A 14,240-nucleotide genomic window follows, 5' to 3' on the forward strand; every position below is an offset into this window, starting at 1 on the left:
GCGCCATCAGAGATGTGTATAAGAGACAGGAGACCGTCTGTTCGTTCTCGCAGTCACCGCAGCGGACCGAGTAGAAGTTTCCTGCCATCGTGATCACTCCTGGAACTCGATTCGGCCAGCGCGCCATCCCTCGCGGAGGTGGGCCTTACCGCACTCGTTGCAGCGGTACTTGAGGTCCGTCTTCTTGGTGGGCTTCTCGCCGCCGGGGACCTTCGAGAAGCGACCGGAGTTGCCGATCGTCGCGGTGTTGCGCCGGGTGCGGCGAGCGTCCCACTTCATGCCCGAGGACCGACCGGTTCGGGACTTCTCGACCTCGTGCTCGTGGTGTTCGTTGCAGTGCGGACAGTACGTATTGAATCGGCGTGGCATCTGCATCGTTATCTCACTTGGCGTGGCCTACGGTAGCGCCGTTTAAAACCCGTTTGGTTCGTCCTCGTCGTCGGGCGGTCCCTCGACCTTCGAAGCGTTTAATCCCCTCTCGCGTAAACCCTCCCGCATGAAGCGTCTCATCATCCACGGGGATCCCGGCATCCGGAAGGGGGCCATCGTCGACTACGACGGGACCGAGGTGGTGTGTTTCGCCGTCAGCCGCAACGGCGAGTGGCACGGCCCCGAGAAGGTCCAGCTGTGGTGTACCGTCGGCGTCGAATCGGAGTTCGAGGACTTCGAGAAGCGAAACTTCACGCCCCACTTTCTCGACGTCGACCGCGTCGACGCCGAAGACGTCGAGGTCGTCCGTCCGAAGGCCGACCTCGGGGTCTGAGCCTCGAGCCGCGGCGATCCCCCGTTCCGATCGGCCATGAGTCCCGACTCCGACGGCGGCAGTCCCCGTCGAGGCGCTTCGAAGGCGGGTCGACGCTTGCTCTCGGCGAGCCGGTTCGCCGCGTTCTCGCGACCGGCGACGCATCGACGCCGCGAGCGACGGCTCCGGCGTCCGCTACTCGAGAACGAACGCTCCGAACGGACCGGTTGGTTCGGGGCCGAACTCGAGGGCCGCCGCGCCCGGACGGCCCGCACGAGTCGACGACAGAAACCCACATACGGCGTCCGAATCACAACCCTTAACTAGCGGACCGCGTTACGAAGAAGTAGCGGGATGGGATAGCCAGGAGATTCCGGCGGGCTCATAACCCGCAGACCGGTAGTTCAAATCTACCTCCCGCTACTTTTCAGGGATTCAACGACGAACGACGAGCACGACGAGAAGCGAGTCCGGAATCCCCGAAAGCCGTACGGAGTAGATTTGAACCTCGGGTAGACGGTCGTCCTCGCTTCGCACGGACGCTGCGACTACCTTGGTTCAAATCTACCTCCCGTTCTGCTTTGGCTCGACTGAATCCGTGAGCGCCAGTCGTAGCGCCTCCCGACGCTTTAGAGGGCTGAACCGACCGACGAGCACGGCGAGCACGCTCGAGCGACGCTACGAGTCGGGAAGCAGCGGCTCGTACTCCTCGTGTTCGAACGAGCCGAGGGTGGTGCCGTCGATCGTCTTACAGTGCGTATAGAGGACGCCCTCGTCCCTGGCGGCGGTGATCATCCCGCGTGCGAGCGCCAGGTCGTACCGCCCGGCGATCAGGATCGATCGCTCGGCGGACGGATCGATGAGTTCCGTGACCAGGTACACGTAGCCGCCGATCGAGGCGCCGTAGGCCAGATACTCGGTGAACGCTTCCTCGTCGTAGGTCTCGGCGAACTCGTCGGCGTCGTTGTCGGGAACGACGTGCACCAGTCCGAACCGGTCCGGGTCGCCCGTATCGCGACTCACGGTGTCGGTCTGTGCGGCCCGGACGGTGAGGACGTCCCACCCGTCGTCGCGGCGCTGTCGGGCGAGCGCGTCCATGTCCTCGAGGGTCTGTTTCCAGGCCTCGGTCTGGGCACCCGTGGGATCGCGTCGGCGTTCGGTTCGCGGGTCGCGGGCGCGCGCGTCGTCGTTCATATGCTATCGTCCGAGGGAAGGCGGTTAACTTTTTTCCGAAGTCCCGGCGAGCTCTCAGGCGACGCCGAAGACGACCTCCATCAGCAACGACAGCAACAGAACCAGCAGTCCCCCGAGCAACAGCTTGCCCGCCGTCGACAGCCGTCGTTCGGGACGGGGCGGCGCGGTCCACCTGGCGGGGGGTAGCGCTCGAGCGACCGTCTGAAACCGCGTCGGCGGGCCGCCGGCCGTCGGCTCGCCTCGAGTCCGGGGATCGGCGTCGACGTCGTCGGGCGAGGACGGCCAGAGCCGAACCGTTCCGTAGGCCAAAAGGAGCCACCCGGCCAGAAAGAGGAGCGTCTTCGCGCGGACGAGTCCCCCGCCGGTCGCGACGCTGAGCACGAGGCTTCCCGCCCCGGCGAACAGCGCCACGGCGAGGGCGTAGGCGAGGCCGTCGGCCCAGATCCGGCCCCATCGGCGCAGTCGGTCCCTCGAGTCGGCGTCCGGCATCGCTACCGGTGGCGCCGGTCGAGGACCGCACCGGGAGAGCGGTAGCCCTCGTCGTGGCGGTGACAGTAGCTGCGGTGCTCGCCGTCGCCGGTCGAGTAGTACTCGGGCGTCTCGGCCTCGCAGACGCTCCCGAAGGCGTCGTGGTACACCGCGAGCGCCTCGTCCTCGTCGCGGTTTCGGGCGTGGGTCTCGATCTCGTCGAGGGCGGACTGTACGTCCGGCGGAACCTCGAGGTCGCCGAACAGGTCGTCGTACAGCTCCTCGATCGAGCCGAAGCGGGTGTCCTTGCCCACGGCGGCGCGGACGCGCTCGCGCACCGACAGCTCCGCGCGTTTGCGCTCGCTGAGGGTGTTTTTCAGCGCGTTGAGGCGGGTCCACAGCTCGTCGTCGAGCGCCCGGAACTCCTCGGGGCGAATCCGGGTCGGACACCGCGTGCTGAACGGACACCCCGACGGCGGATACCGCGGGTTCGGCGGCGTTCCGTGCAGCGTGATCCGCTCCCGGTCGCTCGTCGGGTCGGGTTCGGGGATCGCCGACAGCAGGGAGTGGGTGTAGGGGTTCGAGGGGTTCGCGAACAACTCCTCGGTCGGGCCGATCTCCATGACGTTGCCGAGGTACATCACGGCGACGCGGTCGCAGATGTGTCTGACGACCGAGAGGTCGTGCGCGATAAAGAGGTACGTCAGCCCGAACTCCGCCTGGAGATCCTCGAGCAGGTTGATGATCTCGGCCTGCACGGAGACGTCCAGCGCCGAGACTGGCTCGTCGAGCACGACGAAATCCGGCTCGAGCGAGAGCGTCCGGGCGATGCTGATCCGCTGGCGCTGGCCCCCGGAGAACTGGTGGGGGTAGCGGTAGTAGTGTTCGCGCTGGAGGCCGACGGTGGCCAGCAGCTCCTTGACCCGCTGGCGCCGTTCGCGCGGGGTCTTCCAATCGTGTACGTCGAGGGGCTCGCGGACGATCTCACCGATCGTCATCCGGTCGTTGAGGCTCGACTCGGGATCCTGGAACACCATCTGGGCGTTCCGACGCCATTCCTGGAGTTCCGACCCGTCGAGTTTCGTGACGTCGACGCCGTCGAACAGGACGTCTCCGGCCGTCGCCTCCTCGAGCTGGAGGAGCGTCCGACCGAGGGTCGTCTTCCCGCAGCCGGACTCGCCGACGAGGCCAAGCGTCTCGCCGCTTCGAATGTCGAAGCTCACGTCGTCGACGGCCTTGACCGGCGTCCCGCCGAGCAGCCCGCCCTCGTCGTAGTAGGTCTTGAGGTTCCGGACGGAGATCATCGCGTCCTCGTCGCTATCGGTCGATACGTCGGCGTCCGAGTGGATCGTTTGCTGGCTCATTCGGTATCGCCTCGGGTTTCGGTGTCGGCCCGGCGCCGGTGTCTGGCGACCGCCTCCGCGGTCGGCAGCTCCTCGGGGTAGAGCAGACAGGCCGCGGTGTGATCGGTCGCACCCTCCTCGACGGGAACGGAGGCGGGGTGGACCGCCTCGCAGTCGGCGAACGCCTTCGGGCACCGCGGCGCGAACCGACAGTGAGTCGCCGGCTGGTTCGGCGTCGGCACGTTCCCCTCGATGGTCTGTAGTCGATCTCCCTCCTGGCGTCCCGGAATCGACTGCAACAGCCCCCGGGTGTAGGGGTGTTTCGGATCCGCGAACAGGTCGTTCACGCCCGCGGTCTCGACGACCTCGCCGGCGTACATGACGTTCACGCGGTGGCTGATCTCCGCGATGACGCCCATGTCGTGGGTGATGAACATCATCGCGAGGTCTCGCTCCTCCTGCAGCTCCGCGAGCAGGTCGAGGATCTGGGCCTGGATCGTGACGTCCAGCGCCGTCGTCGGCTCGTCGCAGATCAGCAGCTCCGGCTCGCAGGCCAGCGCCATCGCGATCACCGCCCGCTGGCGCATCCCGCCGGAGAACTGGTGCGGGTACTCGTTGACCCGCCGTCTGGCGTCGGGAATGCCGACGTCCTCGAGCAGTTCGGCGGCCTCGCGGGTCGCGGCCTCGCCGCGCAGTCCCTGGTGGAGGCGCAACGCCTCCTTGATCTGGTTACCGACGGTGTAGACGGGGTTGAGACTCGTCAGCGGGTCCTGAAACACCATCGCGATCCGACCGCCGCGCATGCGCCGCTGGGCCTCGCCGTCGAGCCGCGTGAGCTCGACGAACCCGTCCGCGATCGAGGACGGCGACTCCGGGGAGCCGTCCGTGACGAACACGCAGTCGCCGTCGCCGACGCCGAGGGCGTCGCCGTAGCCCGCCGCCACGACGTCCTCGAGGGGCACGTCGTCGGCCCGCTCGTAGCCGAGGTCGGTCGGACGGACGTCGACGGCGGCTCGGGCGAAGAAGTCGTTCGGATCGTACTCGGCTCGCAGCGACTCGAGGTCGACCGTCCGGTTCGGGAACGCCTCGGCGTACTCCCGGACGGTCTCGACGTGGCCGAACCGGATGCTGCTGCCCTGGAGGATCCGGCCGGGCGAGTCGACCAGCCCCATGATCGAGCGGGCGGTCACGCTCTTGCCCGAACCGCTCTCGCCGACGATGCCGACCGTCTCGCCGGGTCGGATGTCGAAGCTGACGTCGTCGACGGCCCGGATCGTCTCCTTCTCGGTGAAGAAGGCCGTCTGCAGGTTCCGGACCTCGAGGATCGGTTCGTCACGTTCGGCCGTCGTTCGGGGGGATCGTTCCAGAGACATCATCCACCACCTCCTGCCGCTGCGGCACCGGTATCGTCGGTGTTGGCGTCGCCGGCGGCGGCCTCGGGATCGATCGCGTCGCGAAGCCCGTCGCCCAGGGCGTTGAACGCGGTAACCACGAGGACGATGACGAGACCGGGGATCGTCGCGACGTGCCACGACGACGTGGAGACGAACGACTGGCCGTCGCTGACGAGTCGGCCCCACTCGGGGGTGGGAGCGTTGATACCCAGCCCGAGGAACGAGAGAGCGGCGGTGAAGATGATCACGCCGCCGAGGAGCAACGAGCCGTAGATCATGATATACCCCGCGATGTACGGGGCCATGTGTTTTCGCATCGTGTTCGCCGGCGTCTGCCCGTAGCTCTTGGCGGCGTCGACCCACTCCTCCTCGGCGACCTGGAGCGAGGGGCCGCGGATCGACCGCCACATACCGGGCCAGTAGACGAACGCGAATATCAGCCCGAGGAGGACGCCGCCGTTGAGCGGTTCCGCGAGCACGTGGTTCCCTTGGTCGAAAATCACCGACAGCATCATCACGAGGAGGAACGCGGGGATCGAGATGATCGAGTCGCTGGCGATCACCGTCAGCACGTCGACGATCCCCTTGTAGTACGCCGTCAGCAGCGACATCGTGACGGCGATCAGCCCGCCGAGACCGATGGCCAGCAGGCCGATTACGAGCGAGGTCTGGGCGCCGTACGCGAGGTGGGTGAGCATGTCCTGTCCGTTCGGCGTCGTTCCCAGCGGCGCCCAGCGGTCGTACTCGTCGTAGCTCATCGGGCCGACCGTGTTCTGCCCGTCGGACTGGGTATCGAGGTTCGCGTTTCCGATCGTCGTCGTGGCGACCTCGCCGTCCTCGAGGTACTCCACCTCGTAGGAGTACGGCGAGTAGATGTTCTCCTCGGCCGGAACCGGGCTGACGGCGGGCGCCCAGAGCGCCGTCGCGATGAACAGCACGACGACGACCAGTCCGAACAGCCCCCAGTAGTGGCTGCGAAACCGATCGAACGTGTCGTCGCGCGGCGTCCAGTCGGCCTGTCGGTAGTGCGTCCGGAAGATCTCGTACCCCTTCCAGACCCACCCGATCAGGACGAGGGCGTACCCGTAGACCAGGAGGACGCGAATTCCCCACGCGACCGCGGGCGAGAGGCCGAGGAACGTCCCCTCCCAGCCGCCGCCGGGCGTTCGGTGGCCCCGGTTCGAGATGACTTCGTGGTCGGTGATCGTCGGGAGCGACGACAGCAGGTCGAACGGAGCCGCGGCCGCAGTTCGAACGAGCCCTCCGACGGGCGTGAACACGAACAGGACGGCGAGGGCGGCCAGAACGGCCGTTACCGCCGCCCGCTCGAGGAGGGCCATCGTTCGAGGACTCGCACCGAAGTCGAACCGATCCGCGGCGCTCCAGGGCGCGAGCCCCACGAGCAACGAGGCCACGCCGAACAACAACAGCAGCGACAGCGCGTCGCCGACGAAGTACTCGGCGATCGGAACCGTCGCGTCGGCGACGTTGCCGCCGATCCAGCGCGGGATCCCGGCGATCACGTTGACGGCGAACCCGACCGCCGAACCGAGACCGGTGATCCACCCCGCGATCCGGCCCAGCTCGAGCGCGAGCAGGACGGCCGCACCCGCGAGCCAGAAGAGTGCGGGACCCGGGTTCTCGGCGATTCGTTCGCGAAGTACGGTCTCTTCGGAATCCGGTTCCCCCGTCTCGGACGTGATGCTCGTGCTCATCGTTCGTACCCCACTCGCGGGTCGATGATCGTGTACAGGAAGTCCTGGACGATGTTCAGGAAGATGATGATCAGCGTGAAGATAAACAGCAACGCGCCGGCCAGGGGAAGATCGCCCTGCACCATCGCGCGGAAGAAGATCCTGCCGAGACCGTTGATGTTGAAGATCGACTCGACGATGACCGAGCCGCCGATCAGCAGGAACGCCTCGTTAGTGATGACCGGAACCAGCGGGATGAGCGCGTTTCGGAAGACGTGTTTCCAGACGATAGCGCGACTCTTCAGTCCCTTCGCCCTGGCGGTCTCGACGTAGTTCGAGTTGATCGTCTCGAGGATCGCCGTCCGGCCGATGCGCAACTCGGCCGCCATCGAGGCCGAGCCGAGAACCAGCGCCGGCGGCAGGATCAGCTTGACGTCGACGGCGAGGGCGCTCCAGTCGATCCCGGTCGGGAACGGGACGGCGCCGAACGGGTTCGACCAGGAGAGAAAGTCCAGGCTCGGCGTCCCGGTGATGCTCCTGATCTCCGGGCCGAACGCGTACCAGTCGAACCCGAGCCACCCGCCGCCCTGGGTCTGGCGCAACACGGCGAGCAGGATGATACACAGCCAGAAGTTCGGCATCGCCTGCCAGAGGATACCGCTGACGGAGGCGGTGTAGTCGCTCCAGCTGTTGGGTCGAAGGCCCGCGTAGAAGCCGAGCGGGATGCCGATAAACAGCGGAAGCAGGATGGCCCAGAAGCCGAGCCAGAGCGTCGGCGGCCCCGAGTTCATCACGATCGTCGTCACTTCCCAGTCGGCGTACACGACCCAGGACTGACCCAGGTCGAGAACCAGAAAGTCGGTGACGAAATCGACGTACTGCTCCCAGAGGGGGTCGTTGAGGCCGAGTCGCTCTCGCATTCGCGCGGCCTCTGCGCCGGTCGCCTCGGGACCGAGCCTCGCGGCGACGGGATCGACCGGTCCCATCCGCAACAGGACGAAGATGAACGTCATGACCAGAAACAGGACCGGGATCGACAGCAGCAGTCGTCGGAAGAAGTAGCCCCACCGGCTCATGGCGCATCACTATCAATTCTAAACACGTTTCGAATATGAGTTCCCATTCTTACACTCACCGTTGATTTTCTAACGGCATCTAAATATTTCGTTTCGGACCGTCCGCAGAACGGACGATCGGTCGGACGATTCGTCGTTCGGAGCCGATCCGTCAGGCTTCCTCGTCCAAGTTGGCCTGCCAGTCGAGGTAGTACCCGGTCGCCGAGTTCGGCATCTCGGAGGTGTTGGTGTTTTTCGGCTCGAACCCGAAGTGGCCGTACGCGACGTCCGGCCAGCTCCAGACCCACCCCAGCGAGTACATCTCGAGGTCGCCGTCCTCGCCGCGGTCCTGCAGCGTCGAGAACTGCGTGGAGTTGTTGTTGATCTCGACGGGGAGGTCGCCGAGCTTCTGGCGGATCAGTTCGGCCATCTCGGCGTACTCGGGGGCGGACTCGTAGGTGGCGGCCGTCATCTCGAACGGATCGTCCGAGGTGTAGTCCGTCTCCTCGAGGACCTCTCGAGCGCCCTCGATGTCGGTCTCGTTGACGCCGTAGGGCCACTCGTCGACCCACTGGTCGTAGCCGTCGTCGCCGGTCGGCCACATCCGCGGCGGGGTGAAGCTGAAGGCCTCGAACCCGCGCTCGGAGAGGACGTCCTGGATGAGTTCCTCGTGGTTGACGACGTACGCGATCGCCTGCCGGACCGGGCGGGGGACGTTCGTGACGTTGAACGCGAAGTAGTACGTCCCCAGCTCGGGGACCGCGAGGTAGTTCGTCTCCTCGTCGTTTTCGAAGGGGCCGTAGGTGCCGACCTCCCGTCCCATGTCGTCCTCCTCGGCGTCGATCAGCTCGGGATCGTACTGCGAGGTCGGGATGTCGAAGACGTCGGCGTTTTGCTCCATCGCGTAGGTGAACCGCGACTCGGGGTCCTCGTTGATCTCCCAGTGGACCGACTCGACGCTCGCGGCGGTGCCGTGGTAGTTATCGTTGCGGACGACCCGCATCTCCTCGCCCGGCGTGAACCCGTCGAACTGGAAGGGGCCGGTCCCGTTGGCCATCCCGGTGCGGAACTCGTCGTGGTCGACCTCGCCGTCGTACCCCTCGATGTCCCCGACGATTCCTTCCGGGACGATGGCGAACCCGTCGTAGGTGAGGATATCGAGCACCGCCGGGTTGGGCTCCCGGAGGGTCAGCTCGACGGTTCGGTCGTCGACGGCCTCGACCCCGATCGAGTCGGGGGCGACGCCGCCGTCCTCGCCCTCCTCGTACTCGATGCCCAGACCCAGCGGCGTGTCGAGGATGAAGTTCGCTCGTTCGCTGTACTCCGATTCGGCGAGTCGGCGGAACGAGTAGACGACGTCGTCGGCCGTCAGCTCCTGGCCGTCGTGGAACTGGACGCCTTCCTTGAGCGTGAACGTCCACGTCTGGCTGTCCTCGGAGGTCTCGACCCCCTCGATGAGCTGGTTCTCGACCTCGGCGACCCCGTTCGGGTAGTGGGTCAGGGTCTCGTAGAGCTGGGTGATGACTATTCCCGACGCGGTGTCGGTCGACATGATCGGGTCCAGCTCGTCGAAGCTGCTGTTGAGGAGGTTCAGCTCGCTGTCGCCCTCGAGTTCGACTTCGTTGAACTGCTGGTGGTGGCTCCCGAGCGCGCCGTGCTCGGGGATGTCGACGTAGTCGTACCAGAAGCGTTCGCCCTTGCTGTGGTACAGCGGGAGCAGGACCATGTCGTCCCGGACGGCCTCCTCGATCTCGACGTAGGCCTCGTTGCGCGTCTCCTCGGCGTCGGGACCGGGATTGTCGACGACGGTTTGCCAGGCGGCCTGGGCCTTGTCCGCGTGTTCGCTGACCTCGTAGTCGCCGCTGCCACCGCTGTCGTCGTCCCCGTTTTCGTCCCCGAGGAGGGCCGAACACCCGGCGAGCCCGACGGTCGCGCTTCCCCCAAGAAGCCCGAGCATCTTCCGTCGCGATCGATCTACACCTTGGTTATCCGAACTATCGGACATAGGTACCTGTTCCCAAAACCAAGTCATATATCTGTCGACCAACGCGGGAGAGCGGTCGCCCCACCGACCGCCGCTGGCGGGACGTGACCTCGTGTCGTTGCACCATGATCTTTCATGTGGAAAGCTAATATATAGATGTATTGTTTTGTGACGGCGCAATACTTACCCCGTCCACTTCGGCTGTCTCGATCCGAGTAGCCGTCCAGAAGGGGCGCGATTCCAGAACGGTCGTTGGAGAGCGTCCGATCCCCCTTGAAACAATAGAGAACGTGGCTGGAGTTGTTCCGGGGCGGATCGCCCCGCGTAACTTAATCCCCCTCTTCGTCGACGATGACGACCTCGCCGTCGACGACGTCGACGTTGATCAGCGTCTTGACGTCGTAGCCGGCGTCGGCGACCTTGTTCTCGCCGCCGGCCTTCTTGATCACCGCGACCGTGTCGATGACCTCCGCGCCGATCTCGTCGAGCGCCTCGAGCACCGCTGCCAGCGTCCCGCCCGTCGACAGCACGTCGTCGAGCACGAGGACGCGTTCGCCCTCACGGACGTCGTTGATGTACATCTCGTTCTCCGAGTAGCCCGTTTCCTGGAAGATCGCGACCTCGTCGTCGAGGCCGTACTGCCGTTTCCGGATGACCGTCAGCGGGATGTCGGTCATCAGCGACACCGCGGTCGAGATGTGGATTCCCATCGCCGCGGGCGTGACGATCCGGTCGACGTCCTCGAGGTCGGCCTTCCGGATGATGCGGATGACGATCTCGCGAAGCAGGCCGGGATCGAGCTTCGGGACGCCGTCGCTGATCGGGTGGACGAAGTAGTGGTAGCCGTCTTTCTCGATGATCGGCGCCTCGAGGAGCGACCGCTTCAACTGGTCCATGTCGTGGGTCGGACGGTGGGCGAGTAAAAGTTGACGATACGCGACGGACTCGAGACCGATATCGGGCCGTTTCGGGTCTCTCCGGCCGAGATCGGCCACTGTGACCGAACCGCACGTCGCGATGAGTCCGGAGCCGACGCGAACCCGACGGTCAGGCGGCGGGATCGGCGTCCCCGAGTTCGACCGCGAGCGCGTCGGCGACCTCGACGGCCAGCCCCGTCTTGGAGCCCTCGTAGGCCCGTGCCGCGTCGTCCTCGACCAGCAGCGCACGGGTTCGATCCGATCCCATGACGCTCGCGTCGTTCGCGACCACGAAGGCGAGGTCGGCCCGCTCGAGGGTCTCCCTGGCGCGGTCGACCATCGCCTCGTCGTCGCCGGACGTCTCGGTCTTGAAGCCGACGATCGACAGGTCGGGACGATCGGCGCGGATCTCGTCGATGAGCTTCGGCGTCGGCTCGAGCTCCAGGGTCAGCTCCCGTCCGGAGCGGATCTTCTCGGGGCTGGACTCGAGGGTGTAGTCGCCGATGGCGGCGACCGATACCAGGGCGTCGGCGTCCTCGCAGGCCGCCTCCGTCGCCGCGAGCATCTCGCTCGCGCTCTCGACCCGGCGAACGTCGATCCCGGGGAGCGACTCCCAGTCCGAGCCGCCGCCCGCCTCGAGCGCGTGCGGGCCGACGACGCCGTGAACCAGCGTCACGTCGGCGCCCCGGGCCGCACAGGCCTCGGCGACCGCCCGCCCGGTCTTGCCCGACGAGCGGTTGGTCAGCACGCGGACGGGATCGATCGCCTCGCTGGTCGCGCCGCTGGTGACGACGACGCGGCGCTCCTCGAGCGAACGGGTTCCGGCCGCGCGGGCGACGCTCGCGGCGATCGCGTCCTCGCTCGCGATCTTGGCTTTCCCTTCCTCGAGCCGGGGCTCGACGAAGTCGACGCCCCACGCCTCGACGGTCTCGATCGCCTCGAGGACGCCGGGGTGGTCGTACATCGGCTCGTGCATCGCGGGGGCGATCACGACCCGGGTGTCCGCGCCCAGCGCCGTCGTCGCGCAGGTCGTCACGGGCGTGTCGTCGACCGCGCCCGCGATCTTGCCGACGGTGTTGGCCGTCGCCGGCGCGATCAGCAAGACGTCGGCCCACCCCTCGTAGCCGCAGAGCTCGACGTGCTCGACCCCGCCCGTGATCTCGGTGACGACGTCGTTCTCGGTGGCGAACTCGACGGCCCAGGGGTGGACGATCCCCCGCGCGCTGTCGGTCATTACCCCGCGAACCGCGGCACCGCGCCGGCGCAGCTCGTGGGCCAGCTCGACCGTCTTGACGGCCGCGATCGACCCCGTCACCCCGAGCGCGACGTTGACTCCCTCGAGCATGTGACAGGTACTCGCTCCCGGGGCGTGTTAAGCGTAGCGAGGCGTCGCGACGGGACCGCGGACGCCGTCTCGGCTCACAGAGAGGCAAGAGGAAGCCCACGGCTTTAGCCGTGGGAGGAATCCGACAAGCCTCGAATCAAACCACGAACGATAGCAAGCCGACTCCCCCGCGCCAGTCGTGGAATTTATAAAGAGATAGTTCGACATGTGAAGCACAGATGGAGGGCGTGATTCGCACCGTCAAAATCAAACTCGACGTACCCAACCAGCGGTGCGACGACCTCCATCAGACGAAGAACCACTTCCTCCACTGTGCCAATACTACGGCAGAGTGGGCGTGGAGGCACCCGAACGATTACTGCATAACCTCGAAACAGAACGCCGAGAAAGCCCTCTACGACCAACTTCGTAACGAAACGGAGTTGACTGCAAACCTCGTGCAGAAGGGGATTCGACGCGCTATCGAGGCCACGAAAAGCGGTGTCGCCCGACTCAAGAAAGGCGACGACACGAGTCAACCACACTTCGACGCCTGGAGCGTCGTCTACGACAAACGCTCTGCGACGTTCCACCGCGACCACGTTTCTCTGTCCACGGTGAACGGTCGCATCGAGTGTGACTATGTGATTCCCGACGACACTGAGGAGACACCAATTGGTGCGTATCTGTTGAACGAGGACTACGAGTTCCGTATGTCCACGTTGCAGTACGACCGCCACTCTGAGTCGTTCTATCTCCACGTGCGGATGCGTCGAACTGAAAGCGAGAAAGAGTCGTCCACGCCTACTTCTGAAAACGCCAAGCACAGAACAGTCCTTGGCGTTGACCTAAACGTGGACGGCTCGCTCGCCGTGAGTTCCACGGGTGCGTTCATCGGGAATGCCGACGAGATGAATCATCGGCGCCGAGAATTTGAGAAGACTCGTGGGTCGATGCAACAGGCTGGAACGCGGTCGGCACACCTGTCGATTCAGTCGATGAAAGACCGCGAACACCGCTGGATGCAAGACGAACTGCATCGTGCCTCGAACCAGATTCTCGAAGAAGCCCGTAACCATGCGTGTACGCATATCGCGTTCGAGAATCTGACCGATATTCGCAAGCGAATGGCTGGAGCGAAGCGATTCCACGCATGGACGTTCCGACGCCTCTACCAGTATGTCGAATACAAAGCCGAGATGTTCGGTCTCGAGGTCGAGCAGGTGAGTCCCGCATACACGTCTCAGCGGTGTTCGTCATGTGGTTTTACCCACGAGAACAATCGACGGTCGAAGCACAAGTTCGTGTGCCAGAAGTGCGAGTACGAACTGAACGCGGACTACAACGCGAGCAAGAACATTGCTCGCAAACTTCTCAAGAAACTCCACTCGGGGCAGAAGTCTTCGGGTGGAGGCGCACCCTGTCAGTGTGCGCTAACGTCAGGGACGCTGAACCTGAACGGCGATTTCCGCGCCTCCGTCGATTCGACGGCAGAAGGGGAGTCCACTGACAAGCCCACGACTTCAGTCGTGGGTAGCTGACGGCACGATTCGCTCCCGCCCCGCCGCGGAGAGCGGGTTCGAGATCTCGCTGGTCACGTACTCGTGGCGCTTGCCCCGCAGGCGCATCGCGGTCAGGGCCTTGTGGGCCGTCGGCTGCTCGAGCAGCGCCGCCCGATCGCGGTCGAGTCGCGCCGACGGAGCCGCGCCCTCGGCCCGCAGCCCCTCGAAGGTCCGGTCGCATCGCTCGCGGACCAGGGTCCAGCAGTCCCGCTCGTCGACGGGGGTTTCGCGGGCGACCGTCGCGACGAGCTCCGCCAGGTGGTTCTGGAAGAGCGCGTAGTAGAGCTTCCGGTAGAGGGCCGTCTCGTCGGCGGCGTCGACGTCCGAGTCGGGGTAGGGATCGACCGCGAGTCCGCGCTCGGCGAGCCGACTCCGGAGGATCCGAATGCCCCCGAGATCCCGAACCAGCGTCGCGACCGGCTCGGGGCCGTCGAAGACGATCAGGCTGTTCTGGAGGTGGCTCTCCAGCGCGACGCCGTACGCCGAGAGCAGGCGCAGCTGCTCGGGGACGACGACCGCGACGTAGCGCTCGAGGAAGACCTGTCTCTTATACACATCTCTGA

The 14,240-nt window shown here is 65.6% G+C and carries 13 protein-coding genes and 1 tRNA gene; 3 read left to right on the forward strand and 11 right to left on the reverse strand.

Features of this window, described 5'->3' with window-relative positions:
- Positions 1-93: 93 nt before the first annotated feature.
- Positions 94-375 (reverse strand): 50S ribosomal protein L44e, encoded by a 282-nt coding sequence (locus tag C492_RS20655; RefSeq protein ID WP_008427216.1) that lies wholly within the window; start codon positions 373-375, stop codon positions 94-96.
- A gap of 121 nt (positions 376-496) precedes the next feature.
- Here C492_RS20655 and C492_RS20660 point away from each other — a divergent pair, with 121 nt between their 5' ends.
- Together C492_RS20660 and C492_RS20670 are read left to right on the forward strand one after the other, a co-directional pair.
- Positions 497-763: an HAH_0734 family protein gene (locus C492_RS20660; RefSeq protein WP_008427217.1), complete on the forward strand. Its 267-nt coding sequence runs from the start codon at positions 497-499 to the stop codon at positions 761-763.
- A gap of 327 nt (positions 764-1,090) precedes the next feature.
- Positions 1,091-1,165 (forward strand) — tRNA-Met (locus C492_RS20670).
- Positions 1,166-1,420: 255 nt separating this feature from the next.
- On the opposite strand, the gene C492_RS20675 is transcribed toward C492_RS20670, so the two are convergent.
- The 9 genes from C492_RS20675 to coaBC form a co-directional block, all read right to left on the reverse strand.
- Positions 1,421-1,936 carry a DUF7529 family protein gene (locus C492_RS20675; protein WP_008427219.1) on the reverse strand — a complete coding sequence of 172 codons (516 nt, stop codon included), beginning with the start codon at positions 1,934-1,936 and terminating at the stop codon, positions 1,421-1,423.
- A 54-nt stretch (positions 1,937-1,990) separates the two neighbouring features.
- A complete protein-coding gene (locus C492_RS20680) occupies positions 1,991-2,425 on the reverse strand; it encodes a DUF7555 family protein (protein WP_008427220.1) in 435 nt (144 codons plus the stop codon).
- Between the two features lie 2 nt (positions 2,426-2,427).
- Positions 2,428-3,768: an ABC transporter ATP-binding protein gene (locus C492_RS20685; RefSeq protein WP_008427221.1), complete on the reverse strand. Its 1,341-nt coding sequence runs from the start codon at positions 3,766-3,768 to the stop codon at positions 2,428-2,430.
- Complete coding sequence (locus C492_RS20690) at positions 3,765-5,120, reverse strand: ABC transporter ATP-binding protein (RefSeq protein WP_008427222.1); 1,356 nt, start codon at positions 5,118-5,120, stop codon at positions 3,765-3,767. Before C492_RS20690 ends, C492_RS20685 begins: the two co-directional genes overlap by 4 nt.
- The gene (locus C492_RS20695) at positions 5,120-6,856 is read right to left on the reverse strand and encodes an ABC transporter permease (protein WP_008427223.1); all 1,737 of its coding nucleotides are present in this window, start codon (positions 6,854-6,856) and stop codon (positions 5,120-5,122) included. The genes C492_RS20690 and C492_RS20695 overlap by 1 nt, the downstream gene beginning before the upstream one ends.
- On the reverse strand, positions 6,853-7,911 hold the full coding sequence (locus C492_RS20700) for an ABC transporter permease (protein WP_008427224.1): 1,059 nt from the start codon (positions 7,909-7,911) through the stop codon (positions 6,853-6,855). The genes C492_RS20695 and C492_RS20700 overlap by 4 nt, the downstream gene beginning before the upstream one ends.
- A gap of 151 nt (positions 7,912-8,062) precedes the next feature.
- Complete coding sequence (locus C492_RS20705) at positions 8,063-9,847, reverse strand: ABC transporter substrate-binding protein (protein ID WP_008427225.1); 1,785 nt, start codon at positions 9,845-9,847, stop codon at positions 8,063-8,065.
- A gap of 356 nt (positions 9,848-10,203) precedes the next feature.
- Complete coding sequence (gene hpt, locus C492_RS20710) at positions 10,204-10,770, reverse strand: hypoxanthine/guanine phosphoribosyltransferase (protein ID WP_008427226.1); 567 nt, start codon at positions 10,768-10,770, stop codon at positions 10,204-10,206.
- Positions 10,771-10,921: 151 nt separating this feature from the next.
- Complete coding sequence (gene coaBC, locus C492_RS20715; protein ID WP_008427227.1) at positions 10,922-12,136, reverse strand: bifunctional phosphopantothenoylcysteine decarboxylase/phosphopantothenate--cysteine ligase CoaBC; 1,215 nt, start codon at positions 12,134-12,136, stop codon at positions 10,922-10,924.
- 218 nt (positions 12,137-12,354) lie between these two features.
- Here coaBC and C492_RS20720 point away from each other — a divergent pair, with 218 nt between their 5' ends.
- Positions 12,355-13,656: an RNA-guided endonuclease InsQ/TnpB family protein gene (locus C492_RS20720; protein WP_008427228.1), complete on the forward strand. Its 1,302-nt coding sequence runs from the start codon at positions 12,355-12,357 to the stop codon at positions 13,654-13,656.
- On the opposite strand, the gene C492_RS20725 is transcribed toward C492_RS20720, so the two are convergent.
- On the reverse strand, positions 13,639-14,240 hold a 602-nt coding region (locus C492_RS20725), incomplete at its 5' end, for a ferric iron reductase (protein ID WP_239643468.1). The genes C492_RS20720 and C492_RS20725 overlap by 18 nt on opposite strands.

Source organism: Natronococcus jeotgali DSM 18795, from assembly GCF_000337695.1.
Lineage (GTDB): Archaea > Halobacteriota > Halobacteria > Halobacteriales > Natrialbaceae > Natronococcus > Natronococcus jeotgali.

Coding starts and splice junctions, on each gene's coding strand:
- hpt (WP_008427226.1), bottom strand. CDS start 10,770: ATGGACCAGTTGAAGCGGTCGCTCCTCGAGGCGCCGATCATCGAGAAA.
- C492_RS20660 (WP_008427217.1), top strand. CDS start 497: ATGAAGCGTCTCATCATCCACGGGGATCCCGGCATCCGGAAGGGGGCC.
- C492_RS20690 (WP_008427222.1), bottom strand. CDS start 5,120: ATGTCTCTGGAACGATCCCCCCGAACGACGGCCGAACGTGACGAACCG.
- coaBC (WP_008427227.1), bottom strand. CDS start 12,136: ATGCTCGAGGGAGTCAACGTCGCGCTCGGGGTGACGGGGTCGATCGCG.
- C492_RS20705 (WP_008427225.1), bottom strand. CDS start 9,847: ATGCTCGGGCTTCTTGGGGGAAGCGCGACCGTCGGGCTCGCCGGGTGT.
- C492_RS20720 (WP_008427228.1), top strand. CDS start 12,355: ATGGAGGGCGTGATTCGCACCGTCAAAATCAAACTCGACGTACCCAAC.
- C492_RS20685 (WP_008427221.1), bottom strand. CDS start 3,768: ATGAGCCAGCAAACGATCCACTCGGACGCCGACGTATCGACCGATAGC.
- C492_RS20655 (WP_008427216.1), bottom strand. CDS start 375: ATGCAGATGCCACGCCGATTCAATACGTACTGTCCGCACTGCAACGAA.
- C492_RS20695 (WP_008427223.1), bottom strand. CDS start 6,856: ATGAGCACGAGCATCACGTCCGAGACGGGGGAACCGGATTCCGAAGAG.
- C492_RS20675 (WP_008427219.1), bottom strand. CDS start 1,936: ATGAACGACGACGCGCGCGCCCGCGACCCGCGAACCGAACGCCGACGC.
- C492_RS20700 (WP_008427224.1), bottom strand. CDS start 7,911: ATGAGCCGGTGGGGCTACTTCTTCCGACGACTGCTGCTGTCGATCCCG.
- C492_RS20680 (WP_008427220.1), bottom strand. CDS start 2,425: ATGCCGGACGCCGACTCGAGGGACCGACTGCGCCGATGGGGCCGGATC.